Source organism: Pseudomonas sp. MBLB4136 (assembly GCF_051904765.1).
In the GTDB taxonomy this organism is placed as follows: Bacteria; Pseudomonadota; Gammaproteobacteria; order Pseudomonadales; family Pseudomonadaceae; genus Aquipseudomonas.
This window is the reverse complement of the sequence record NZ_CP196713.1, coordinates 3,281,297-3,303,103: the sequence shown is the minus strand read 5'-3', so window position 1 is coordinate 3,303,103 and position 21,807 is coordinate 3,281,297. Positions and strand designations below refer to the sequence as shown.

At 66.2% G+C, this 21,807-nt stretch carries 22 protein-coding genes; 11 read left to right on the top strand and 11 right to left on the bottom strand.

Annotation, left to right across the window (positions count from 1 at the left end):
• Positions 1-113 precede the first annotated feature (113 nt).
• Positions 114-1,103 carry an alpha/beta fold hydrolase gene (locus ACSX1D_RS14955; protein ID WP_439859256.1) on the top strand — a complete coding sequence of 330 codons (990 nt, stop codon included), beginning with the start codon at positions 114-116 and terminating at the stop codon, positions 1,101-1,103.
• Between the two features lie 112 nt (positions 1,104-1,215).
• Here the strand turns inward: ACSX1D_RS14955 and glpD are convergent, their stop codons facing one another.
• Positions 1,216-2,757 carry a glycerol-3-phosphate dehydrogenase gene (gene glpD / locus ACSX1D_RS14950; RefSeq protein WP_439859255.1) on the bottom strand — a complete coding sequence of 514 codons (1,542 nt, stop codon included), beginning with the start codon at positions 2,755-2,757 and terminating at the stop codon, positions 1,216-1,218.
• Between the two features lie 144 nt (positions 2,758-2,901).
• The gene (locus tag ACSX1D_RS14945) at positions 2,902-3,660 is read right to left on the bottom strand and encodes a DeoR/GlpR family DNA-binding transcription regulator (RefSeq protein WP_439859254.1); all 759 of its coding nucleotides are present in this window, start codon (positions 3,658-3,660) and stop codon (positions 2,902-2,904) included.
• Between the two features lie 96 nt (positions 3,661-3,756).
• Between ACSX1D_RS14945 and ybaK the strand changes: the two genes are divergently transcribed.
• The 3 genes from ybaK (at position 3,757) to ACSX1D_RS14930 (ending at position 6,635) form a co-directional block, all read left to right on the top strand.
• Entirely contained in the window at positions 3,757-4,227 is a 471-nt protein-coding gene (gene ybaK, locus ACSX1D_RS14940; protein WP_439859253.1) for a Cys-tRNA(Pro) deacylase, read from the top strand.
• 80 nt (positions 4,228-4,307) lie between these two features.
• Entirely contained in the window at positions 4,308-5,795 is a 1,488-nt protein-coding gene (gene glpK / locus ACSX1D_RS14935; protein WP_439859252.1) for a glycerol kinase GlpK, read from the top strand.
• Positions 5,796-5,846: 51 nt separating this feature from the next.
• The gene (locus ACSX1D_RS14930; protein WP_439859251.1) at positions 5,847-6,635 is read left to right on the top strand and encodes a substrate-binding periplasmic protein; all 789 of its coding nucleotides are present in this window, start codon (positions 5,847-5,849) and stop codon (positions 6,633-6,635) included.
• Here ACSX1D_RS14930 and ACSX1D_RS14925 read toward each other — a convergent pair whose 3' ends face one another.
• Together ACSX1D_RS14925 and ACSX1D_RS14920 are read right to left on the bottom strand one after the other, a co-directional pair.
• The gene (locus tag ACSX1D_RS14925; RefSeq protein ID WP_439859250.1) at positions 6,636-7,415 is read right to left on the bottom strand and encodes a type IV pili methyl-accepting chemotaxis transducer N-terminal domain-containing protein; all 780 of its coding nucleotides are present in this window, start codon (positions 7,413-7,415) and stop codon (positions 6,636-6,638) included.
• 75 nt (positions 7,416-7,490) lie between these two features.
• On the bottom strand, positions 7,491-8,720 hold the full coding sequence (locus ACSX1D_RS14920) for an alginate export family protein (RefSeq protein WP_439859249.1): 1,230 nt from the start codon (positions 8,718-8,720) through the stop codon (positions 7,491-7,493).
• Between the two features lie 341 nt (positions 8,721-9,061).
• Between ACSX1D_RS14920 and ACSX1D_RS14915 the strand changes: the two genes are divergently transcribed.
• Positions 9,062-9,850, top strand: a complete 789-nt coding sequence (locus tag ACSX1D_RS14915; RefSeq protein WP_439859248.1) for a PhzF family phenazine biosynthesis protein — start codon at positions 9,062-9,064, stop codon at positions 9,848-9,850.
• Between the two features lie 24 nt (positions 9,851-9,874).
• On the opposite strand, the gene ACSX1D_RS14910 is transcribed toward ACSX1D_RS14915, so the two are convergent.
• Positions 9,875-10,984: an ABC transporter ATP-binding protein gene (locus ACSX1D_RS14910; RefSeq protein WP_439859247.1), complete on the bottom strand. Its 1,110-nt coding sequence runs from the start codon at positions 10,982-10,984 to the stop codon at positions 9,875-9,877.
• Positions 10,981-11,901 carry an ornithine carbamoyltransferase gene (argF, locus tag ACSX1D_RS14905; protein ID WP_439859246.1) on the bottom strand — a complete coding sequence of 307 codons (921 nt, stop codon included), beginning with the start codon at positions 11,899-11,901 and terminating at the stop codon, positions 10,981-10,983. Before argF ends, ACSX1D_RS14910 begins: the two co-directional genes overlap by 4 nt.
• Positions 11,902-12,301: 400 nt before the next feature.
• On the opposite strand from argF, the gene ACSX1D_RS14900 reads away from it, so the two are divergent.
• Together ACSX1D_RS14900 and grxD are read left to right on the top strand one after the other, a co-directional pair.
• Entirely contained in the window at positions 12,302-14,410 is a 2,109-nt protein-coding gene (locus tag ACSX1D_RS14900) for a molybdopterin oxidoreductase family protein (protein WP_439859245.1), read from the top strand.
• A gap of 133 nt (positions 14,411-14,543) precedes the next feature.
• Entirely contained in the window at positions 14,544-14,870 is a 327-nt protein-coding gene (gene grxD, locus ACSX1D_RS14895) for a Grx4 family monothiol glutaredoxin (RefSeq protein WP_439859244.1), read from the top strand.
• Positions 14,871-15,006: 136 nt separating this feature from the next.
• On the opposite strand, the gene bfr is transcribed toward grxD, so the two are convergent.
• Positions 15,007-15,477 carry a bacterioferritin gene (gene bfr, locus ACSX1D_RS14890; protein ID WP_439859243.1) on the bottom strand — a complete coding sequence of 157 codons (471 nt, stop codon included), beginning with the start codon at positions 15,475-15,477 and terminating at the stop codon, positions 15,007-15,009.
• Between the two features lie 197 nt (positions 15,478-15,674).
• The gene (locus tag ACSX1D_RS14885) at positions 15,675-15,893 is read right to left on the bottom strand and encodes a bacterioferritin-associated ferredoxin (RefSeq protein ID WP_439859242.1); all 219 of its coding nucleotides are present in this window, start codon (positions 15,891-15,893) and stop codon (positions 15,675-15,677) included.
• A gap of 292 nt (positions 15,894-16,185) precedes the next feature.
• Between ACSX1D_RS14885 and ACSX1D_RS14880 the strand changes: the two genes are divergently transcribed.
• On the top strand, positions 16,186-16,788 hold the full coding sequence (locus ACSX1D_RS14880; RefSeq protein WP_439859241.1) for a peroxiredoxin: 603 nt from the start codon (positions 16,186-16,188) through the stop codon (positions 16,786-16,788).
• 68 nt (positions 16,789-16,856) lie between these two features.
• Here the strand turns inward: ACSX1D_RS14880 and rnt are convergent, their stop codons facing one another.
• Both rnt and pyrC read right to left on the bottom strand, forming a co-directional pair.
• Positions 16,857-17,531: a ribonuclease T gene (gene rnt / locus ACSX1D_RS14875; protein WP_439859240.1), complete on the bottom strand. Its 675-nt coding sequence runs from the start codon at positions 17,529-17,531 to the stop codon at positions 16,857-16,859.
• Positions 17,528-18,574 carry a dihydroorotase gene (pyrC, locus tag ACSX1D_RS14870; RefSeq protein WP_439859239.1) on the bottom strand — a complete coding sequence of 349 codons (1,047 nt, stop codon included), beginning with the start codon at positions 18,572-18,574 and terminating at the stop codon, positions 17,528-17,530. Before pyrC ends, rnt begins: the two co-directional genes overlap by 4 nt.
• Positions 18,575-18,763: 189 nt before the next feature.
• Between pyrC and ACSX1D_RS14865 the strand changes: the two genes are divergently transcribed.
• From ACSX1D_RS14865 to gloA, 3 genes are all read left to right on the top strand, one after another.
• Positions 18,764-19,678: a flagellar protein MotY gene (locus tag ACSX1D_RS14865; RefSeq protein WP_439862331.1), complete on the top strand. Its 915-nt coding sequence runs from the start codon at positions 18,764-18,766 to the stop codon at positions 19,676-19,678.
• A 130-nt stretch (positions 19,679-19,808) separates the two neighbouring features.
• Positions 19,809-21,026 carry an argininosuccinate synthase gene (locus tag ACSX1D_RS14860; RefSeq protein WP_439859238.1) on the top strand — a complete coding sequence of 406 codons (1,218 nt, stop codon included), beginning with the start codon at positions 19,809-19,811 and terminating at the stop codon, positions 21,024-21,026.
• A 108-nt stretch (positions 21,027-21,134) separates the two neighbouring features.
• Positions 21,135-21,527, top strand: a complete 393-nt coding sequence (gene gloA, locus ACSX1D_RS14855; protein WP_439859237.1) for a lactoylglutathione lyase — start codon at positions 21,135-21,137, stop codon at positions 21,525-21,527.
• 74 nt (positions 21,528-21,601) lie between these two features.
• On the opposite strand, the gene ACSX1D_RS14850 is transcribed toward gloA, so the two are convergent.
• On the bottom strand, positions 21,602-21,781 hold the full coding sequence (locus ACSX1D_RS14850) for a PA3496 family putative envelope integrity protein (protein WP_213638776.1): 180 nt from the start codon (positions 21,779-21,781) through the stop codon (positions 21,602-21,604).
• Positions 21,782-21,807: the final 26 nt, after the last annotated feature.

The window sequence follows — 21,807 nt, the reverse complement described above, 5'->3', positions numbered from 1 at the left end:
CGAGGGGTACCGCTGGGTAATATTCATCAAATTGTCATGCTTCTGTGGCAGCGCGCTCGCCTGAAGTTCATCAGACTGGTCCCTCAATGGGGTTCTGCGTGCTGGTGTTTTCAATGCGAGGGTTGTTGCTGTGCATCGTACTGTTGTGGGGGCTGCCGTCGACGGCGGCCGAGCGCTGTGATGCCCGGGTGCCGACCGAGAGGGTCGGCCTGGGGGCGGTGCAGCTGGCCTACCAGAGCGTCGGGCGCGCCAGCGACCCGGCCTTGCTGCTGGTCATGGGCCTCGGCGGCCAGCTGATCCACTGGCCGGACGAGGTGGTAACGCGCCTGTGCGAACAGGGTTTTCGGGTGATTCGCTTCGACAACCGCGACGTCGGCCTGAGCCGCTGGGTACAGGCCGCGCCGCCGGTGGATCTTGCTTACCAGGCCTTGCGCCACCGCTTGGGCCTGGCGGTCTCGGCGCCTTATAGCCTGCGTGACATGGCCGGCGATGCCCTGGGGCTGATGGACGCCCTGGGCGTGCGGCGCTTCCATGTGCTGGGCGCCAGCATGGGCGGGATGATCGCCCAGCACCTGGCCGACCTCGCGCCGTCGCGGGTGCAGAGCCTGACCCTGATCATGACCAGTTCCGGTGCCCGGGGGCTGCCAGCACCCAGCGCCGAGTTGCTGGCCCTGCTGGCGCGGCGCGAGGCGCCGAGCCGGGAGGTGGCGCTGCAGCAGCAGGCCGACCTGCTCGCCGCCCTCGGCAGCCCGGCGGTCGACGACGACCGTGGGCAACTCTTGCAGCAGGCCCGGCGCGCCTATGACCGCGCCTTCAATCCTGAGGGCGTGCAGCGCCAGCTGCTGGCGATCCTCGCCGAACCGAGCCGGGTCGCACTGCTCGATCGCCTGCGGCTGCCGACCCTGGTGGTGCACGGCACGGCCGATCCGCTGCTGCCGGTGATGCATGGCGTGCACGTCGCCGCGCACGTCCGTGGCAGCGAGCTGAAGCTGATTCCGGGCTTGGCCCACCGCTTTCAGGAGGCGTTTCGCGAACCCTTGCTGGCGGCGGTGCTGCCGCACCTCGAGGCGCATCGCCAGGCGGCGCAGTGGGCGAGGCTGTGAGCGCCGCGGCGGCCTTCCCGCGGCTGAAGGGGCAGCGATTCTGCACCCGGCGGACACAAAAAAGCCCTGCGTCTCGGCTGATCGGCAGGGCGAAGGGGTCTGTCATTGGTCGTCAGGCGGCGTGGGCGTCTTCCGGGCTGTTCGGCGACACGACGCGCAGGTACTGGTCGAGTCGATTGATCTGCTCCGGGGTCATGAACAGGCCGAGCTTGCTGCGCCGCCAGAGGATGTCGCTGGCGTTCATCGCCCATTCCTGCTGGCACAGGTAGTCGACTTCCCGGGTGTGCAGGCCCGCGCCGAGTTCCTCGCCCAGGTCGCTCTGTTGCGTGACGCCCTCGAGCAATGACCAGCTGCGGCTGCCGTAGGTGCTGGCCCAGCGCCGGGCGGTGGCGCTCGGCAGCCAGCTGTGGCGGGCACACAGGGCCTCGACCAGGGCGCCGCGGCTTTCCAGCTGTTCGCCGCCGGGCAGCGGGCTGCTGGCGGTCCAGCTCGGCCCCATCTGCGGGAAGTGCGGGGCCAGCTGGGCGAGGGCCGATTCGGCCAGCTTGCGGTAGGTGGTCAGCTTGCCGCCGAACACCGAGAGCAGCGGCGCCTCGCCTGCCTGCACGGACAGCGACAAGGTGTAGTCGCGGGTGATGGCCGAGGGCTCGTCGGACTCGTCGTCGCACAGCGGTCGCACGCCGGCGTAGGTGTGCAGGATGTCGTCGTGGCTCAGCTGGCGCTTGAAGTGCGCGTTGACCACCTGCAGCAGGTAGTCGGTCTCCTCCGCGCTGATCGCCACGTCGGCCGGGTCGCCCTGGTACTCGCGGTCGGTGGTGCCGATCAGGGTGAAACGCTCCAGGTAGGGGATGGCGAAGACGATGCGGCGGTCTTCGTTTTGCAGGATGTAGGCCTGCTCGCCGTCGAACAGGCGTGGCACCACGATGTGGCTGCCCTGGATCAGGCGGATGCCGTAGGGCGACTTCTGCTGCAGGTCGTCACGAATGAACTGCGCGACCCAGGGACCGGCGGCATTGACCAGGGCCCGGGCGCGGATCGAGAAGCGGCTGCCGTCGGCGCGCTCCAGGTGGATGTGCCAGAGGTTCTTGCTGCGCCGGGCGCTGACGCAGCGGGTGCGGGTGTGCACGTGGGCGCCGTGCTCGCGGGCGGCCATGGCATTGAGCACCACCAGGCGGGCGTCGTCGACCCAGCAGTCGGAGTACTCGAAGCCGCGGCTGATCTCGCCGCGCAGCGGGCTGTCGTTGCCGAAGCGCACGCCGCGCGAGGCGGGCAGCTGTTCGCGCTTGCCCAGGTGGTCGTAGAGGAACAGGCCGGCGCGGATCATCCAGGCCGGGCGCAGGTGCGGGCGGTGCGGCAGGATGAAACGCATCGGCTTGACGATATGCGGCGCCTTGGCCAGCAGCACCTCGCGTTCGGCCAGGGCCTCGCGCACCAGGCGGAATTCGTAGTGTTCCAGGTAGCGCAGGCCGCCGTGGATCAGCTTGCTGCTGGCCGAGGAGGTGTGCTGGGCCAGGTCGTCCTTTTCGCAGAGGAATACCGACAGGCCGCGACCGGCCGCATCGGCGGCGATGCCGACGCCGTTGATGCCGCCCCCGACTACGGCCAGGTCATAGACTTCGGCGAGGGGAGCGGTGTGGTTGGCGTGAGTAGGCATGGCGGCACCGGTAGTCGAATATGAATGTCTTTATGTTCACTTTCGAAAATATACTAGCCGAAGGTGCACGAAACCGCCAACCCCTTGCGCGATTTCGCGCCAGGGGCTGGGGTTGGATTCGAGGGTTTTGCCGGCGGGGTTCCGTCAGACCAGTTCCAGTTGGACCTGGTGGTCGCCGAGCAGGCGGCAGATCGCGCTCGACGGCGCGGCGTCGGTGAATACCCGGTCGACCAGGGTGATCGAGCCCAGGCGCACCACGGCATTGCGCCCGAACTTGCTGGAGTCGGCGGCCAGATAGACCTGGCGAGCGTTGTCGATGATCGACTGCGAGACCCGCACCTCCTGGTAGTCGAAGTCCAGCAGGCTGCCGTCCTCGTCGATGCCGCTGATGCCGACCAGGGCGAAATCGACCTTGAACTGCTGAATGAAATCCACGGTGGTCTGGCCGACGATGCCGCCATCGCTGCGCACCGTGCCGCCGGCCACCAGCACCTCGAAATCCGCCTTGGTGCTGAGCTGGGCGGCGACATGCAGGTTATTGGTGATGACCTTCAGGCCCTTGCGCTTGAGCAGTTCACGGGCGATGGCCTCGGTGGTGGTGCCGATGCTGATGAACAGCGAGGCGTGGTCGGGGATATGCGCGGCGATGGCTTCGGCGATGCGTTGCTTCTCCTCGCGCATCTGCCCGGCGCGCATGGCGTAGGCGGTGTTCTGGGTGCTCGAGGCCTCGCACGCGGCGCCGCCATGGGTGCGCCGCAGCAGGCCCTGCTCGGCCAGCTGGTTGATGTCGCGCCGGATGGTCTGCGGCGTGACCGCGAAGGCCTGGGCCAGTTCGTCGATGCTGACGTAGCCGCGCTCGCGGGCGAGATTGAGGATGTCGTGTTGGCGGGGAGCGAGGGTCATAAGGGTGTCCTTGTATTGCGCGGCATTATAGGCTGCCGTTGGCCAGTTTTTCGGCTAAGGTACGCGAACCTCGTCGGAGTATTTTCACATTCGAACATGACGCCTGCCATCGACCTGTTGAGAAAAGCCAAGGCTGAGCACCGGGTGCACAGCTACGAGCATGACCCCAAGGCCGCTTCCTATGGCCTGGAGGCGGCCGAGAAGCTCGACCTGGCGCCCGCGCGGGTGTTCAAGACCCTGCTGGCGGCCAGCGACAAGGGCGAGCTGCTGGTGGCGGTGGTGCCGGTCGCCGGCAGCCTCGACCTGAAAGCCCTGGCCCAGGCCGCCGGCGTCAAGAAGGCCGACATGGCCGAGCCCCAGGCGGCGCAGCGCGCCACCGGCTACCTGCTTGGCGGCATCAGTCCGCTGGGGCAGAAGAAGCGTCTGCGCACCTTTATCGACGAATCGGCGCTGGGTTTTGCCAGCATCTTCGTCAGCGCCGGGCGGCGTGGCCTGGAGGTCGAGCTGGGCGCCGAGGTGCTGGCCCAGCATACCCAGGCGCGCTTCGCCAGCATCGGGCGCGGCTGAATTGGCCGGAGGCCGCCTGCGTCGCAGCCCGCTGCGCGGTGCGTGTTCGACCCTAATCCCACAACAAGAAGGAATTGCGCGTGTCTGACTATCTGCTAGCCATCGATCAGGGAACCACCAGTAGCCGTGCCATCGTGTTCAACCGCGACGGGCGGGCGCAGGCCAGCGCGCAGCAGGAGTTCCAGCAGTTCTTTCCGCACGATGGCTGGGTCGAGCACGACGGCGAGCAGATCTGGCGAAGCACCCTGGAGGTCTGCCAGCAGGCCCTGCAGCAGGGCGGCCTGAGTGCCGGGCAGATTGCCGCCATCGGCATCACCAACCAGCGTGAGACCACCCTGGTGTGGGACGCGGTGAGCGGCGAACCGATCTATCGCGCCATCGTCTGGCAGGACCGGCGCACCGCCGATTTCTGCGCCGAGCTCAAGGCTGGCGGCCATGAGGCCATGGTCAGCGCCAAGACCGGACTGCTGATCGACCCCTATTTCTCCGGCACCAAGCTGCGCTGGATCCTCAACAACGTCGAGGGCGCCCGCGCGCGGGCCGAGCGCGGCGAGCTGCGCTTCGGCACCGTCGACAGCTTCCTGCTGTGGCGCCTGACCGGCGGCAAGTCGCACAAGACCGACGCCAGCAACGCCTCGCGCACCCTGATGTTCAATATCCACACCCAGCAGTGGGACGAGGAGCTGCTCGAGTTGCTGGATATCCCCGCCAGCCTGCTGCCGGAGGTGCTCGACTGCGCCGCGCCGTTCGGCACCTGCGAGGCCGAGCTGCTCGGCGCGCCGATCCCGGTGCTGGGCATGGCCGGCGACCAGCAGGCCGCACTGATCGGCCAGGCCTGCTTCCAGCCGGGCATGGTCAAGAGCACCTACGGCACCGGTTGCTTCATGATCCAGAACACCGGCAGCACCCCGGTGACCTCGAAGAATCGCCTGCTGACCACCGTCGGCTACCGCCTGGGCGGCAAGGTCACCTATGCCGTGGAGGGCAGCATCTTCGTCGCCGGCGCGGCGGTGCAGTGGCTGCGTGACGGCATCAAGCTGATCAGCCATGCCAGCGACTGCGAGGCCCTGGCCGAGCAGACGGGCGAGGCCTGTGGCGTCTACCTGGTGCCGGCCTTCACCGGCCTGGGCGCGCCCTACTGGGACCCGAAGGCGCGCGGCGCGATCTTCGGCCTGACCCGCGACACCGGGATCAAGGAGATCGTCACCGCCGGCCTGCAGTCGGTGTGCTACCAGACCCGCGACTTGCTCGAAGCCATGCGCCAGGATGGCGCCGCCGCGCCCAGCGCCCTGCGCGTGGACGGCGGCATGGTGGTGAACAACTGGCTGATGCAGTTCCTCGCCGACATCCTCGGCGTACCGGTGGAGCGCCCCCAGGTCACCGAGACCACGGCCCTCGGCGTGGCCTACCTGGCCGGCCTGCAGGCGGGTCTGTACCGCGACCTCGAGGAGATCTCCACCCATTGGCAGCGGCAGCAGCGCTTCGAACCGCATATGGCCGAGGAGCCGCGCGCCAGGCTTTACAGCGGCTGGCTGAACGCGGTGCAGCGCGTGCGCAGCGAAGCCTGAGCGCCGCGCGCAGCCGGAGACTGACGTTATCGTTCGACGAACAAACCTGTGATGGCCGCCAGACCCTCCTGGTGCGCTCCAGTGCTGGCGATTGCCCTGGCGCTGGCCCTGCTCATCGGCAGCCTCGGCAGCCGGGCGGAGACCCTGGTCATCGCCGGCGATCCCTGGTGCCCGGTCAATTGCCAGCCGGGCAGCGAGCAGCCGGGGATCTTCGTCGAGTTGGCGCGGGACATCTTCGCCGAGGCCGGCATCGAGGTGGAGTACCGCCTGATCAACTGGGCCCGGGCCCTGCACGCGGCGCGCAAGGGGCAGATCGATGCGGTGATCGGCGCCGGGCATGCCGATGCCGAGGACTTCCTCTTCACCCGCACGCCGGTGAGCCAGTCGCGGATGTGCTTCTACGTGCTGGCGCAAAGCGCCTGGCGGTTTGCCTCGACGCAGGATCTGCGCGGGCAGCGCCTGGGGGTGATCAAGGACTACAGCTATGGCGCCGAGCTGGATGCTTACCTGCAGGAACATGCCGACAATCCGGCACGGGTGCAACGCTCCTACGGTGATCGGGCCCTGGGTTGGAACGTCGCCAAGCTGCTCGGCGGACGCATCGATGTGACCCTGGACAACGCCTGGGTGATGCAGAACTGGCTGAGCCGGCACGGCCGCGTAGGGCAGCTGCGCAATGCCGGCTGCCGCACCCCGGATGTGCCGATCTACCTGGCCTTCTCGCCGGCGCTGGCCAGCAGTCGGCGGCATGTCCAGCTGTTCGAGGCCGGACTTAAGCGATACCGCGACGACGGCCGTTTGCAGCGCCTGTTGGCCCGCTACTGGGTGAGCGAACCCTGATCAACCTTCGGCCATCAGGTTCTCGTAGGCTTGGGTCAGGTCGTTCATCTGCCAGAGCAAGGTTTCGGTGGTGGTGCTGACCACAGTCGGTACATAGCGCGAGTCCGCCGAGAGATCGAAGCCGGCGCGGGTGAAGCGCCATTGCGCCTCGGCCCTTTTCAGGCTCGCGGCGATCTCCGTGGTGTTCTGGCTGGCCTGTTGCAGTTCTTGCAGGGCCAGGTCGAACTCGCGGGTCGCCTGGGCGAAGGTTTCCTCGAGTCCGGCGACCGGCAGGCGCCAGCTCATGGCCAGATAGAGCTTGGCGATGCGTTGGCTGAGCATGCGCTGGCGGCCGCTGCGATTGACCAGGCGCGCGCCGTGTCCGCCGCTGTGCTGTTCAAGCAGGGACACCAGGTGCTCGCTCTGCGCCAGCAGGCGGTCGCTCAGTTCCAGCATGCCCAGGGCGTTCTGCCGGCTGGGTTGCGACAGCGCCAGTTCACGGTACTGCTGCCAGGTGTCCCCGGCCGCATTAAGCGCGGTGCGGATTGGCGCAGTGGGGGCGTATTCGCTGAGCGTCAGGTAGTTGCTTTCGAACCGGGCGATGCTCTGGTCGAGCTGGTGGGCGGCCACATCGGGGCGCACCCCGGCGCCGATCATCAGGTAGCTCTTGGCGATGCGCTGGCTGAGCATGCGCTGCATGCCGGACAGGTTCATCGCCTCGGCGGCGCCGATGGCTGCCCAGGCCGGTGAGCTCAGCAGTGTCAGCGCCAGGAGCAGGGTGGCGATTGTGCTTGTGTACATGAGCGGTCTCCTGCGAGCGCGCGACGCCGGGCGCCGCGCGCAACTGAGCAGACCCCGCGGAGCGGGGCCCAGGCGTTAGTAGCTGTACTGCGCCTGCAGCCAGAACTTGTTGGTATCGACGGCGAAGTCGTCGGCATCGTAGCGGGCGTACTTGACCAGGCCGACCAGGCCCTTCACCCCCGGAAACGGCCGGGCGTAGGCCAGGTCGAACTCCTCGCCGTAGTGGCTGTTGCCGCGCTCGGCACGGAAGTCGTGAAACCAGGCCTGCAGGCTGCCGCCCAGCAGTGGCAGGGTGGCGCCGAAGTAGGCATCCGCGACGCCGTCGGCCGGGGTCAGCAGGAACACGTCGGCCCAGCCCTGGAAGGCATGCTTGGTGGCCAGCGGGGTCTGGAAGGCGCGGTTGCCGGGGCCGGTATCGCCGCCCAGCACCTCGTAGCCGGCCTTCAGCGCCACGCCCTTGAGCGTGTAGCCCAGCTCGGCCAGGTAGTAGTCGCTGTCCAGGTCCCGCGGGTTGTCGGCGTAGTCGCGCTGCTGGGCGTACTCCAGGGCATAGCCGACCCCGGCGACGACGCCGTTCAGGCGCACGCCGCTGGTCTGGCTCGACTGCGTGGCGCCGCTCAGGTTGTCCAGGCCCAGGCGGTACTGGTAGGCGGTGGCGGTCAGCTCTGGCAGCAGCACGTACTGGGCGTTGAGCAGGTGGCTGTGGCCTTCGATGTTGGCCGGGTTGGCGGCGCTGTCGAAGCGATTGTCGCCGGGGCCGAAGATGCTGTTGATGTTGTCGATATAGGCGTAGCTCAGAGTCAGGCCGTCCAGGGGCTTGAGCTGGCCGAGCAGACCGTCGTGGGTCTGCTCGTTCTGCCGCCAGGCGACGCCGCCGACGAAGCGCTGGTTGTCCAGGTTGATGCGCTGGCGGCCGACGATGGCGCTGCCCTTGGCATGGTCGTAGCGCAGCAGCGCCTGGTTGATCTCGCTGCCGTCGGGGTCGGCGACCAGCGAATGGCCGCTCTGGCCATTGCGGGTGCTGTTGTAGCGGGCGTCGCCGAGGCGGCTGACGTTGTCGACCTCGACTAGGCCGGAGAGGCCGTACCACTTGCCGCTCTGGTAGCCGACGCGGGTGCGCAGGGTCTGCGCATTGGCGTTGGCGAGGGCATTGTCCTGGTCGACGTGTTCGTAGCGGTAGCGCAGATCGAGAATCGGCTTGCCCTGGGTGAACAGGTTGCTGTTTTCTTCGGCAGCGAGGGCGGCGTGGCTGAGGCTGACGCCGGCGAGGGCCAGCGACAGCAGGGATGGTTTCATCATGCGCATAGCGGTCATTCCTATAGGCCAGATAACGCAAAAAAAACGTCACGGCGCCCGAGTCTCCGGCTGGGAGAGGGGGTGCGGTGACGTCGTTGTCGGATGTGTGGCAGACACGCCGTTGTGCTGACCGGGGTGGGCCTTAGCAGGCGGCGTGCCAGAATGGTTATCCGATTGATTGTGTTGGGTTTTTCTCGAGTAGAAGGGGGCGGTGCGGTGATCGGGCGCACCGCGCTCGCGCGTTGCGCATCCAGACGGTGCGGTTGTACCGCCCTGGCCGTGCCTGGCTGTGCTGGTCGACCCGGGGCGATTCAGGGCATGCTGGCCGACCTTTCTTGCAGGAGCGTGCCATGTACCTCGAGTTCCATCAGGTCGATGCCTTCACCCCGCGGCCCTTCGCCGGCAACCCCGCCATGGTCTACCGGCTGGACAGCTGGCTCGGCGAAGGGCTGATGCAGCAGATCGCCAGTGAACACAACCTGGCGGAGACCGCGTTCCTGGTGCGCGAGGGCGCGGCCTGGCATATCCGCTGGTTCACCCCGGCCACCGAGATCCCGCTGTGCGGCCACGCCACCCTGGCCAGCGCCAAGGTGCTGTTCGAGCTGTATGAGGAGGCCGGCGAGGCGATCGACTTCGTCTGTCAGTCTGGCGCCCTGCGGGTGACCCGCGAGGGCGAGCGCCTGGTGCTGGACTTCCCCACCGCCCAGGCGCAGCAGGTGCCGGTCAGCACGGCGCTGGAGCAGGCGCTGGGCCTGCCGGTGCTGGAGGCCTGGCAGGGCAACGAGCTGATGGCGGTGGTGGCGTCGGAGCAGGCGCTGCGTGCCTGTCGGCCGGACCTGCGGGCCCTGGCCGAGCTGCCGGGGCTGGGGGTGATCGTCACCGCGCCCGGCGAGCGGCATGACTTCGTCTCGCGCTATTTCGCCCCGGGTATCGGCATCGATGAGGATCCGGTGACCGGATCGACCCACTGTAGCCTGATTCCCTATTGGGCCAAGCGTCTGGGCAAACAGGAGCTGAGCGCCTACCAGTGCTCCCGTCGCGGTGGCGAGTTGCACTGTCGCCTGCAGGGCGAACGGGTGCAGATTGCCGGCGAGGCGGTGCTGGTGGCCAGTGGCCGGCTGTACCTGAACGAGGCATGAGGGCGGCCGCGGCCGGCAACCGACTCAGTTGGCGCTGCTGTAGCGGCGCACCCCGGAGTCGGTCAGGTCCAGGTGGGCGGCGATGCTGCCGAGGGCGGGGAAGGCCACCAGGTGATCGGCGGCGACGCGAATCCCCACCATTTCGCCGGGCAGGTGGTCGGCGTGACTGGGGAAGATCGATTCCAGCTGGCTGCCGGTGGCCAGTTGCAGGCGATACAGGGTGGCGGCGCCGAGAAAGGTCTTGCCGACGATCAGCGCCTTCTGCTCGCTGTCCGGGGCGTAGACGATGTCGTCCGGACGCAGCAGCACGTCCACCGCGCTGCCCACCGGCCAGGTATAGGCGCGGTTGCCGCGGATCAGGCCCAGCTCGGTCTGTACCGCGTCCGGGCTGATCAGCTGGCCGCGGATGAAGTAGCCCTGGCCGATGAAGCTGGCGACAAAGGGCGTCAGCGGCTCGTGGTACAGGTTGTAGGGCGTGTCCCACTGCTCCAGCTTGCCTTCCTTGAACACCCCGACGTGGTCGCTGACGGCGAAGGCTTCTTCCTGGTCGTGGGTGACCAGGATGGCGCTGGTGCCGCGGGTCTTGAGGATATCGCGAACCTCATGGCTGAGGCGGCGGCGCAGCTCGCCGTCGAGGTTGGAAAAGGGCTCGTCGAGCAGCAGCAGCAGCGGCTCCGGCGCCAGGGCCCGGGCCAGCGCCACGCGCTGCTGCTGGCCGCCGGACAGCTCGTGGGGGTAGCGCTTGCCCAGGTGGCTGAGCTTGACCAGCTCCAGCAGTTCGCCGGTGATCTGCTCGCAGTTGGCCTGCTTGCGGATGCCGAAACCGATGTTCTCGGCCACCGTCAGGTGCGGGAACAGCGCGTAATCCTGGAACACCATGCCGATGCGCCGCTTCTCCGGTGCCAGGGTGAAGCCGGCGCGGGAGATGACCTGGTCCTGCAGCTGGATCTCGCCCTCGACCACCGGCTCGAAGCCGGCGATGGCGCGCAGGGTGGTGGTCTTGCCGCAGCCGGAGGGGCCGAGCAGGCAGCCGATGTCGCCGGCGTTGAGGTGCAGATTGAGGTCCTGCACGACGCGGTGCTCGTGGTAGCCACAGCTCAGGTCGCGCAGGTTCAGCAGCAGGGAATGACTCATGCTTGGCGCTGGGAGGCTTCGACGAGGAACTCGAGCAGCGCCTTCTGCGCATGCAGGCGGTTTTCCGCCTGATCCCAAGGCACGGCACGCGGGTCGTCGAGCAGGTCCTCGCTGATCTCCTCGCCGCGGTGCGCCGGCAGGCAGTGCAGGAACAGCACGTCCTCGGCGGCGGCGTCGAGCAGTGCGCGGTCGACCTGGTAGGGCTTGAACAGCTTGTGCCGCTCGGCGATCTCGTCTTCCTGGCCCATGGACGCCCACACGTCGGTGCTCACCAGGTGGGCGCCGGCCACGGCCTCGCGCGGGTCGCGCAGCACCTTGACGCGGTCGCCGGCGCGGGCGAGGAACTCGGCGTTGGGCTCGTAGCCTTCCGGGCAGGCGACGCGCAGCTGGAAGTCGAACTGCTGCGCCGCCTCTATATAGGAGTTGCACATGTTGTTGCCGTCGCCGATCCAGGCGGCGGTCTTGCCGGCGATGCTGCCGCGATGTTCCTGGAAGGTCTGCATGTCGGCCAGCAGCTGGCAGGGGTGCAGGTCATCGGACAGGCCGTTGATCACCGGTACCCGAGAATTGGCGGCGAACTCGACCAGCTTGCTGTGGGCGAAGGTGCGGATCATCACCGCATCGAGCATGCGCGACATGACCCGGGCGGCGTCGGCCACCGGCTCACCGCGGCCGAGCTGGGTGTCGCGCGGCGACAGGAAGATCGCCTGGCCGCCGAGCTGGATCATGCCGGCCTCGAAGGACAGGCGGGTGCGGGTCGAGGCCTTCTCGAAGATCATGCCCAGCACGCGGTTCTTCAGTGGCTCGAACAGTACGCCGCGATTGCGCAAGTCCTTCAGCTCCATGCCGCGGCGGATCAGGCTCACCAGTTCTTCCGGTGTGCAGTCCATCAGCGAGAGAAAGTGTCTTGCGCTCATCGTTAACTACCTTTTTTACAACAGCGCAGGTTCAACGGCCGGGTTTATCGAGGAAAAGGGCAGAACCTGCGGCTGGGAGCCGCACTGGGCGACGAAACGGGGAAGGCGCGATCTTATAAGGAAATGACGAGGCGGTGCAATTCGGCAGCGCGGCCAGGCAACTCGGCGTCGCTGCACCTCTTTGCGACTCCGCGCGGCCTGCCTGGCGCGCCTGGCACTGCTCCTCAACGAATCGGCTCGGGCCGCGGACGGCGGGCCGAATACGGCGGATCCTGCATCGGCTGGCATGATGCCGGCCGATTCATGACACGAACCCTGCTGGTGCACCTTGCCGGCAGCGGCCATAGTCTCGGGCATGCGACCCGACCGGTCGTCTCGAACAAGAATATGAGGCCAGGCCATGAGCAAGACCCTCCACCATCGTGCGTGCCATCTGTGCGAGGCCATCTGTGGCCTGACCATCGAGACCCAGGCCGAGGCCGATGGCAGTACGCGGATCCTGTCGATCAAGGGCGATGCCCAGGACAGCTTCAGTCGCGGCCATATCTGCCCCAAGGCCGTTGCCCTGCAGGATATCCAGAATGATCCGGAGCGCCTGCGCCAGCCGATGCGTCGGGTCGGCGGCGAGTGGCAGGCGATCGCCTGGGACGAGGCCTTCGCCCTGGTCGCCGAGCGCCTGAGCGCCATTCAGGCGCAGCATGGCAAGAATGCCGTGGCGGTCTATCAGGGCAACCCGAGCGTGCACAACTACGGGCTGATGACCCACAGCAATTACTTCCTCGGCCTGCTGAAGACGCGCAACCGCTACTCGGCGACCTCGGTCGACCAGTTGCCCCATCACCTGACCAGTCACCTGATGTACGGCCATGGCCTGCTGATCCCGATTCCCGATATCGATCGCACCGACTTCATGCTGATCCTCGGCGGCAATCCGCTGGCGTCCAACGGCAGCATCATGACCGTGCCGGACGTGGAGAAGCGCCTGAAGGCCATCCAGGCCCGCGGCGGCAAGCTGGTGGTGGTCGACCCGCGGCGCAGCGAAACCGCGGCGATCGCCGATCAGCACCTGTTCGTCCTCCCGGGCCAGGATGCGGCGCTGCTGTTCGGCCTGCTCAACACCCTGTTCGAGGAGAATCTCACCCGCGCCAGCCACCTGCCGGTAGAGGGCCTGGACGGGGTGCGCCGGGCCATCGCCGCGTTCACTGCCGAGGCCATGGCGACGCGTTGCGGCATTCCGGCCGCGCGCATTCGTCAGCTGGCGCGGGATTTCGCCGCCGCCGACAAGGCCGTGTGCTACGGCCGCATGGGCGTCTCGACCCAGGCCTTCGGCACCCTCTGCCAGTGGCTGGTGCAACTGATCAACCTGGTCACCGGCAACCTCGACCGCGAGGGCGGCGTGCTCTGCACCGAGCCGGCGGTGGACCTGGTGGCGACCACCTCGGGCGGTCACTTCAATGTCTGGCAGAGCCGGGTGTCCGGGCTGCCGGAGTACGGCGGCGAGCTGCCGGTGTCCGCCCTGGCCGAGGAAATGCTCACCGAAGGGGAAGGGCAGGTGCGCGCGCTGGTCACGGTCGCCGGCAATCCGGTGCTGTCCACGCCCAACGGTCGCCGTCTGGAGCAGGCCCTCGAGGGCCTGGAATTCATGCTCAGCGTCGATTTCTACATCAACGAGACCACCCGCTATGCCGACCTGATCCTGCCGCCCACCGCGCCGCTGGAGCACGATCACTACGACACCACCTTCAATCTGTTCGCCGTGCGCAACGTCACCCGTTTCAACGAGGCGGTGCTGGCCAAGCCGGCCGGCGCGCTGCACGACTGGGAGATATTCGTCGGCCTGGCCGAGGCCTTCGCGGCGAAGACCGGGGTGACCCTGAAACCGACCATGGCCCCTGAGCGGATGATCGATCTGGGCCTGCGGGCCGGGCCCTATGGCGAGCAGTCGCCGCACCAGCTGTCGCTCGCCGCACTGCGTGACCACCCCCATGGCCTCGATCTCGGCGCACTCAAGGCGAATCTCGCCGCCCGCCTGAAAACTGCGACGCAGCGGGTGCAGGCCGCGCCTGCCCTGTTGCTGGCCGACCTGCAGCGCTTCGCCGAACAGCCGGCCACCGATGCCGACGCGTTGCTGCTGATCGGTCGCCGGCATGTACGCAGCAACAATTCCTGGATGCACAACTATCACCGCCTGGTGAAGGGCAAGCCGCGCCACCAGCTGTTGATGCATCCGGCGGACCTGGCCAAGCGCGACTTGGCCGACGGTCAGCGGGTGCGCGTGCGATCGCGGGTCGGGGCTATCGAGGTGGCGGTGGCGGCGAGCGAGGAGATGATGCCCGGGGTGGTCAGCCTGCCCCATGGCTGGGGGCATGCGCGGCCGGGGGTGCAGATGAGCATCGCCAGCGCGCAACCGGGGGCCAGCGCCAACGACCTGACCGACGAGCGCCAGCTCGATGCCCTGTCCGGCAATGCGGCACTCAACGGCGTGGTGGTCGAGGTCACGGCGGCCTGACTACCGCGGACAACGGGCCCTTCGTGGTGCATGGGGCCTGTCCCGGCAAGGCCGAGCATTGCGCTCGGCTTTTGGTTACAATGCCGCCACCCTGTCGACCCGTGAGTCGCAAAGTTAAGCCCTGAGGTGCCCCATGGATATCATCGAAACCATCAAAGAGCAGATCGCCAACAACACCGTTCTGCTGTACATGAAAGGCTCGCCGAATGCCCCGCAGTGCGGTTTTTCCTCCCGCGCCGCGCAGGTGGTGATGGCCTGCGGCGAGAAGTTCGCCTATGTCGACATCCTGCAGAACCCGGAAATTCGCGCCAACCTGCCGAAGTACGCCAACTGGCCGACCTTTCCGCAGCTGTGGGTCGCTGGCGAGCTGGTCGGCGGCAGCGACATCATGGCCGAGATGTTCGAGAAGGGTGAGCTGCAGACCCTGATCAAGAACGCCGTCCAGAAAACCGACGCCTGATTCGGTTTCCCTGCAGAAAACCCCGCCGCGGCGGGGTTTTTTGTGCCCGCGATGTGGCTCGAGCTCGCCTGGGGTGGGCGGTACGGCCAAGAAAAACGGGAGCCTGGGCTCCCGTTCCGTGCGATCAGTGGCGCATTCAGTCTTCCATCTGCGACTGCAGGTAGTTTTCCATGCCGACCTTTTCGATGAGGCTGAGCTGGGTTTCCAGCCAGTCGATGTGGTCTTCCTCGGAGCAGAGGATCTCTTCGAGCAGTTCGCGGCTGGCGTAGTCGCCGATGCTTTCGCAGTAGGCGATGGCCGCCTTCAGGTCGATGTGCGCCTTGTGTTCGATCTTCAGGTCGCACTCGAGCATTTCCTTGGTGTGCTCGCCGATCAGGATCTTGCCGTAATCCTGCAGGTTCGGCAGACCCTCGAGAAAGAGAATGCGCTTGATCAGCTTGTCGGCGTGCTTCATCTCGTCGATGGACTCGTGATACTCGTGCTCGCCGAGCTTCTTCAGGCCCCAGTCCTCGTACATCCGCGCGTGCAGGAAGTACTGGTTGATTGCCACCAGCTCGTTGCCGAGGATCTTGTTCAGATGCTGGATGACCTTCTTGTCGCCTTTCATGTCCGAGCCTGCCTTTGTGTGGAAACCAATACGAAATTCTGGGCTGGCTATTTGCTGCTGTCAAACTTAAGTATTTGAAACTTAAATAAAAGTTAATATGAATGCGAAAGCTTAAGCTCTGCATCTTGGGCTTTAGTTATTGAATTCAAAGCATAAAAAAACCGGACTCAGGGTCCGGTTCTTCTGCAGTGCGATGATCAGGCGGCGATGAAGCTGGCCGGGTAGGCCAGGGCGGCCTGGCTGCTCTGCACTTCGCTCAGGGTCTCGCGCACCACTTGCTTGGCCAGGCAGGCGCACTTGCCACATTGGCTGGCGACGCCGAGGGTCGTGCGCACATCCCGGTAGCTGCAGCAGCCGTCATAGATGGCTTCGCGGATCTGGCGGTCGGTGACACCTTCGCAGAGGCAGACATACATGATTGGGGTCCGTCACATGGCAGTGATTCGATACCCAAGGATACTAATGCTAATGAGAATGCGTGTCAAAGAGCTGATCGGCACGGCGCTGTTGATTTCCGCGCAAGCTGACGGACGGTCATGCCGGGGCAAGATCGGCGATCCGGGGCGCAGGCAAAAAGCGGTGGGCGGTGCTCAAAACCGAGGTGTATCATGGCCGGCCCAGGCGGCGCGAGCGGCGTCATCGAGCTGTCGTCAGGCAGTCTTAGGCTGGACGCGGCTGGCCCGTAACCATAATTTCAGGAGATAGCGAATGAGCGTACTCGTAGGTAAGCAGGCACCGGATTTCAACGTAGCGGCCGTGTTGGGCAACGGTGAGATCGTCGAGAGCTTCAGCCTGTCCTCGGCCATCAAGGGCAAATACGGCCTGGTGTTCTTCTACCCGCTGGACTTTACCTTCGTATGCCCGTCCGAGCTGATCGCGCTGGATAACCGCATTCCCGAGTTCCAGGCGCGCAACGTCGAAGTGATCGGCGTATCCATCGACTCCCACTTCACCCATAACGCCTGGCGCAACACCCCGGTGGACAAGGGCGGTATCGGCCCGGTCAAGTACACCCTGGCTGCCGACATCAATCACGCGATCTGCAAGGCCTATGACGTCGAGTCCGAAGGTGGTGTGGCCCTCCGTGGCGCCTTCCTGATCGATAAGCATGGCGTTGTCCGTTCGCAGATCGTCAATGACCTGCCGCTGGGTCGCAACATGGACGAGCTGCTGCGCCTGGTCGATGCCCTGCAGTTCACCGAAGAGCATGGTGAAGTGTGCCCGGCCAACTGGAAGAAGGGCGACAGCGGCATGACTGCCTCGCCGGATGGCGTGGCCACCTACCTGGCCCAGCATGCCGCCAGCCTGTAAAGCTCGCAGCGATGCAAAAAACCCGGCCTAGGCCGGGTTTTTTGTTTTCTAGCGGCTGCCGCCGGGGCTCAATCGTCGAACTCCATCCAGCCGCCCATTTCCTTCCAGCGGTTGACGATGCCGCAGAACAGTTCGGCGGTCTTCTCTGTGTCGTAGCGCGCCGAGTGCGCCTCGCGTCCGTCGAACTCGATACCGGCCGCCTGGCACGCCTTGGCCAGCACGGTCTGGCCGTAGGCGAGGCCGGCCAGGGTGGCGGTGTCGAAGCTGGAGAAAGGGTGGAAGGGGTTGCGCTTGATGCCGGTGCGGTTGACCGCGGCATTGAGAAAGCCGAGGTCGAAGCTGCTGTTGTGCCCGACCAGGATCGCCCGCTTGCAGCCGTTGGCCTTCAGTGACTTGCGCAGGCCGCGGAAGATTTCGTTCAGCGCGTGTTCCTCTGTGACGGCCATGCGCAGCGGGTGGTCCAGCTTGATCCCGGTGAATTCCAGAGCCGCCTGTTCGATGTTGGCGCCTTCGAACGGTTCGATGCGGAAGAAATGGGTGTGATCGGGGTAGAGAAAACCCTGTTCATCCATGCCGACCGTGGTGGCGGCGATCTCCAGCAGGGCGTCGGTGGCGCAGTTGAAACCACCGGTCTCGACATCCACCACCACCGGCAGGTAGCCGCGAAAGCGCGCCGCCATGGGGTGGCGCGAGGCGGATGGGGTGCTGCTGTCGAGTTCGTCTTCGTACAGGTCTTCGCTCACGCCTGCTCCTCCAGTACACGCCAGCGCAGGGGCTCGCCGGCGCGCAGGGGGATGACGCTCTGCTCGCCAAACGGCAGGCTGGCTGGGACCTGCCAGTCCTGACGCACCAGGGTGATGGTCTCGCTGTTGCGCGGCAGGTCGTAGAAGTCCGGGCCGTGCTCGCTGGCGAAGCCCTGCAGCTTGTCCAGGGCGTTGCGCTGCTCGAAGGCTTCGGCATACAACTCGATGGCTGCATAGGCGGTGTAGCAGCCGGCGCAGCCGCAGGCGGACTCCTTGGCATGCTTGGCGTGCGGCGCCGAGTCGGTGCCGAGGAAGAACTTGCGGCTGCCGCCGGTGGCCGCGTCGAGCAGGGCTTCCTGATGCACATTGCGCTTGAGGATCGGCAGGCAATAGAAGTGCGGGCGGATGCCGCCGACCAGCATGTGGTTACGGTTGTACAGCAGGTGATGGGCGGTGATGGTGGCGCCGACATTGGCCGAGGCGGCGTTGACGAACTGCACCGCGTCGCGGGTGGTGATGTGCTCGAAGACTACCTTGAGGCCGGGAAAGCGCTCGACCACGCGGGTGAGGTGTTCGTCGATGAAGGCCTTCTCGCGGTCGAACACGTCGATCTCGCTGCGCGTCACCTCGCCATGCACCAGCAGCGGCAGGCCAATCTCGGCCATGGCTTCCAGGGCCGGGAAGATCTTGTCGATGCTGGTCACGCCCGAGTCGGAGTTGGTGGTGGCGCCGGCCGGGTAGAGCTTGGCGCCATGCACGAAGCCACTGGCCTTGGCTTGGCGCACGTCCTCGGGGCTGGTGTTGTCGGTGAGGTAGAGCGTCATCAGCGGTTCGAAGCCACTGCCGGCCGGACGCGCATCGAGGATGCGCTGACGATAGCCTTCGGCCTCGGCGGCGTTGCGCACCGGCGGCACCAGGTTCGGCATGATGATGGCGCGGGCGAAGGTGCGGGCGACATCGGCCACGGTATGCGGCAGCACGGCGCCATCGCGCAGGTGGATGTGCCAGTCGTCGGGGCGCAGCAGAGTGAGGCGGTCGGTCATTTGGGGGGCTTCCGGGCGGGCAAAACGTGGCTGGAATGCTACCGGAAAAGCCCCCGCAGAGCACGCCGGGCAGATGGTTGGGGGCGGGCTGTGGCCAATCGCGGCTTAAGTTTTGCCCCACGCCACCGATACCCAGAGGGAACGCCGTTATTCCCCGTGGAGCCCACCGTGCGCCAGTCTTATACAAGCCTGTTCAGTTTGCTCGGCACGCTCGTCGGCCTGACATTGGCACAGGCGGCCGCCGCCATCAGCTTTCAGACCCGCCTGGAAAAGGTCGAATGGAAGGTCGAGGGTGACCAGTTCGAGTGTCGCCTGTCGCAGCCGATCACCGATTTCGGCAGCGGCGAGTTCGTGCGCCGCGCCGGTGAGCAGGCGACCTTCCGCTTGCAGGTGCGCGAGCGCTGGCTCGGCGCCGGCTCGGCCACCCTGCTGGCGGCGGCGGCGCCCTGGCAGCCGGGGCGCGGCGATATCCACCTGGGTTCGGTCAGCGTCGCCGCCGGCGAGGTCCCCTTCAACAGCTCGCAGGAGCAGGCCGGGCACCTGCTCACCGGCTTGCTCGAGGGGCGCAGCCCGCTGGTGCGCCACCGTACCGTGCAGGGCGGCGAGCGCCTGGAGGTTCGCCTGCTGCCGGCCAGGTTCCGCCAGGCCTACACCGAGTACCTGGGCTGCACCGCCAAGCTGCTGCCGGTCAACTTCGACCAGGTGCGCCTGAGCCAGGTCGGGTTTCCCGGCGGCGGCGTGGACCTGGAGCCCCTGGCCCAGGCCAAGCTGGACATCATCATGACCTTTCTCAAGGCCGATCCGAGCGTCAACCGCATCCAGCTCGACGGTCATGCCGACAACAGCGGCAACCGCCTGAGCAATCGCGATCTGTCGCGCCGCCGCGCCCTGGCGGTAATGGAGTACCTCAAGGCCAGTGGCGTGCCGGCCGAACAGATCACCATGCGTTTCCATGGCGAGCGCTACCCCCTGGTGCCGAACACCAGCGAGGCCAACCGGGCGAAGAACCGCCGGGTCAGCATCCGCCTGGACCGGGTGCCGGAGGCGCCGGCCGAGGATGCCGTGCGCGACGCAACTGCACCCGCGCCAGCCAGCGCGTCCTGAGCTATCGAGGCCGCGTCGCGCGCCTGAAAGAAACCGTCGCTTCATCGTCACAAGCTGTCGCGCCCCTGTAAATTGGCCGCCAGGGTCAGTAGAATCACGGGTTTTCGTACAACCCCGTGGAGTTGATGGCATGGCCGACGTAAACAAGGTAGTCCTGGCGTATTCCGGTGGCCTGGACACTTCGGTGATCCTCAAGTGGCTGCAAGACACCTATAACTGCGAAGTGGTGACCTTCACCGCGGACCTCGGCCAGGGGGAAGAAGTCGAGCCGGCGCGCGCCAAGGCCCAGGCCATGGGCGTCAAGGAAATCTACATCGACGACCTGCGCGAAGAGTTCGTCCGTGACTTCGTCTACCCGATGTTCCGCGCCAACACCGTCTATGAAGGCGAGTACCTGCTGGGTACCTCCATCGCCCGCCCGTTGATCGCCAAGCGCCTGATCGAAATCGCCAACGAGACCGGCGCCGACGCCATCTCCCATGGCGCCACCGGCAAGGGCAACGACCAGGTGCGTTTCGAACTGGGTGCCTACGCGCTCAAGCCTGGCGTCAAGGTGATCGCCCCCTGGCGCGAGTGGGACCTGATGTCCCGCGAGAAGCTGATGGACTATGCCGCGAAGCACGAGATCCCGATCGAGCGCCACGGCAAGAAGAAGTCGCCGTACTCCATGGACGCCAACCTGCTGCACATCTCCTACGAGGGCGGCGTGCTGGAAGACACCTGGACCGAGCACGAAGAAGACATGTGGCGTTGGACCAAGTCGCCGGAAGCGGCGCCGGATACGCCGACCTACATCGAGCTGACCTACCGCGCCGGTGACATCGTCGCCATCGACGGCAAGGACATGACTCCCGCCACCGTACTGGCCGAGCTCAACCGCATCGGCGGCGAGAACGGCATCGGCCGTCTGGACATCGTCGAGAATCGCTTCGTCGGCATGAAGTCGCGCGGCTGCTACGAGACCCCCGGCGGCACCATCATGCTCAAGGCCCACCGCGCCATCGAGTCGATCACCCTCGACCGCGAAGTGGCGCACCTGAAAGACGAGCTGATGCCCAAGTACGCCAGCCTGATCTACAACGGCTTCTGGTGGAGCCCGGAGCGCGTCATGCTGCAGCAGATGATCGACGCCTCCCAGGCCAACGTGAACGGCGTGGTGCGCCTGAAGCTGTACAAGGGCAATGTCGTGGTGGTGGGCCGCAAGTCCGACGATTCGCTGTTCGACGCCACCATCGCCACCTTCGAGGACGATGCCGGCGCCTACAACCAGCAGGACGCGGCGGGCTTCATCAAGCTCAACGCACTGCGCATGCGCATCGCCGCCAACAAAGGGCGTACCCTGCTGTAAGGCAGGTGTGCCGAGGCCGTTGCCCGGCCTGACGTCAAGCAACCCCGGCCCATGCCGGGGTTGTGCTTTCTACGCCGCCACAAGCGGCACGCAACGAGGAGAATTTCGATGAGACTGCTGCATACCATGCTGCGTGTCGGCGACCTGGACAAGTCCATCGCCTTCTACACCGAGGTGCTGGGCATGACCCTGCTGCGGCGCAAGGACTACCCCGATGGCCAGTTCACCCTGGCATTCGTCGGCTATGGCGACGAGGCGCACAACAGCGTGATCGAGCTGACCCAGAACTGGGGCGTGGACAGCTACGAGCTGGGCACCGGCTATGGCCATATCGCCCTGGAAGTCGAGGACGTCTACAAGGCCTGCGAAGACATTCGCGCCCGCGGTGGCAAGATCGCCCGCGAGCCTGGCCCGATGAAGCACGGCAGCAGCATCCTGGCCTTCGTCGAGGACCCGGATGGCTACAAGATCGAGCTGCTGTCGCCGTCGCGCAACGACTGAAGCGGCGTCCGCTCCGGCACATGAAAAAGCCCCGCATTGGCGGGGCTTTTTCATGTGCGGTGTTGGCTTGGCGTCTACAGGTCGAAGTCGTATTCGGCCAGTTGTTTATGCAAGCGCCGCTCCTCGAGGAAGTTGTCGATGATGCGCCTTTTGGTCAGGTTGGTCTTGGCCACCTCGACGGGGGCTTCGGCATCGTCCGAATCTTCTGCGACGAAATCGTCGTCGAGCTCGAGGTCTTCTTTAGCAGTGCTCATGGGCTTTCACTCCAGCTTGGCTACGG

Coding starts and splice junctions, on each gene's coding strand:
- ACSX1D_RS14955 (WP_439859256.1), top strand. CDS start 114: ATGCGAGGGTTGTTGCTGTGCATCGTACTGTTGTGGGGGCTGCCGTCG.
- glpD (WP_439859255.1), bottom strand. CDS start 2,757: ATGCCTACTCACGCCAACCACACCGCTCCCCTCGCCGAAGTCTATGAC.
- ACSX1D_RS14945 (WP_439859254.1), bottom strand. CDS start 3,660: ATGACCCTCGCTCCCCGCCAACACGACATCCTCAATCTCGCCCGCGAG.
- ybaK (WP_439859253.1), top strand. CDS start 3,757: ATGACGCCTGCCATCGACCTGTTGAGAAAAGCCAAGGCTGAGCACCGG.
- ACSX1D_RS14930 (WP_439859251.1), top strand. CDS start 5,847: ATGGCCGCCAGACCCTCCTGGTGCGCTCCAGTGCTGGCGATTGCCCTG.
- ACSX1D_RS14925 (WP_439859250.1), bottom strand. CDS start 7,415: ATGTACACAAGCACAATCGCCACCCTGCTCCTGGCGCTGACACTGCTG.
- ACSX1D_RS14920 (WP_439859249.1), bottom strand. CDS start 8,720: ATGCGCATGATGAAACCATCCCTGCTGTCGCTGGCCCTCGCCGGCGTC.
- ACSX1D_RS14915 (WP_439859248.1), top strand. CDS start 9,062: ATGTACCTCGAGTTCCATCAGGTCGATGCCTTCACCCCGCGGCCCTTC.
- ACSX1D_RS14910 (WP_439859247.1), bottom strand. CDS start 10,984: ATGAGTCATTCCCTGCTGCTGAACCTGCGCGACCTGAGCTGTGGCTAC.
- argF (WP_439859246.1), bottom strand. CDS start 11,901: ATGAGCGCAAGACACTTTCTCTCGCTGATGGACTGCACACCGGAAGAA.
- ACSX1D_RS14900 (WP_439859245.1), top strand. CDS start 12,302: ATGAGCAAGACCCTCCACCATCGTGCGTGCCATCTGTGCGAGGCCATC.
- grxD (WP_439859244.1), top strand. CDS start 14,544: ATGGATATCATCGAAACCATCAAAGAGCAGATCGCCAACAACACCGTT.
- bfr (WP_439859243.1), bottom strand. CDS start 15,477: ATGAAAGGCGACAAGAAGGTCATCCAGCATCTGAACAAGATCCTCGGC.
- ACSX1D_RS14885 (WP_439859242.1), bottom strand. CDS start 15,893: ATGTATGTCTGCCTCTGCGAAGGTGTCACCGACCGCCAGATCCGCGAA.
- ACSX1D_RS14880 (WP_439859241.1), top strand. CDS start 16,186: ATGAGCGTACTCGTAGGTAAGCAGGCACCGGATTTCAACGTAGCGGCC.
- pyrC (WP_439859239.1), bottom strand. CDS start 18,574: ATGACCGACCGCCTCACTCTGCTGCGCCCCGACGACTGGCACATCCAC.
- ACSX1D_RS14860 (WP_439859238.1), top strand. CDS start 19,809: ATGGCCGACGTAAACAAGGTAGTCCTGGCGTATTCCGGTGGCCTGGAC.
- gloA (WP_439859237.1), top strand. CDS start 21,135: ATGAGACTGCTGCATACCATGCTGCGTGTCGGCGACCTGGACAAGTCC.
- ACSX1D_RS14850 (WP_213638776.1), bottom strand. CDS start 21,781: ATGAGCACTGCTAAAGAAGACCTCGAGCTCGACGACGATTTCGTCGCA.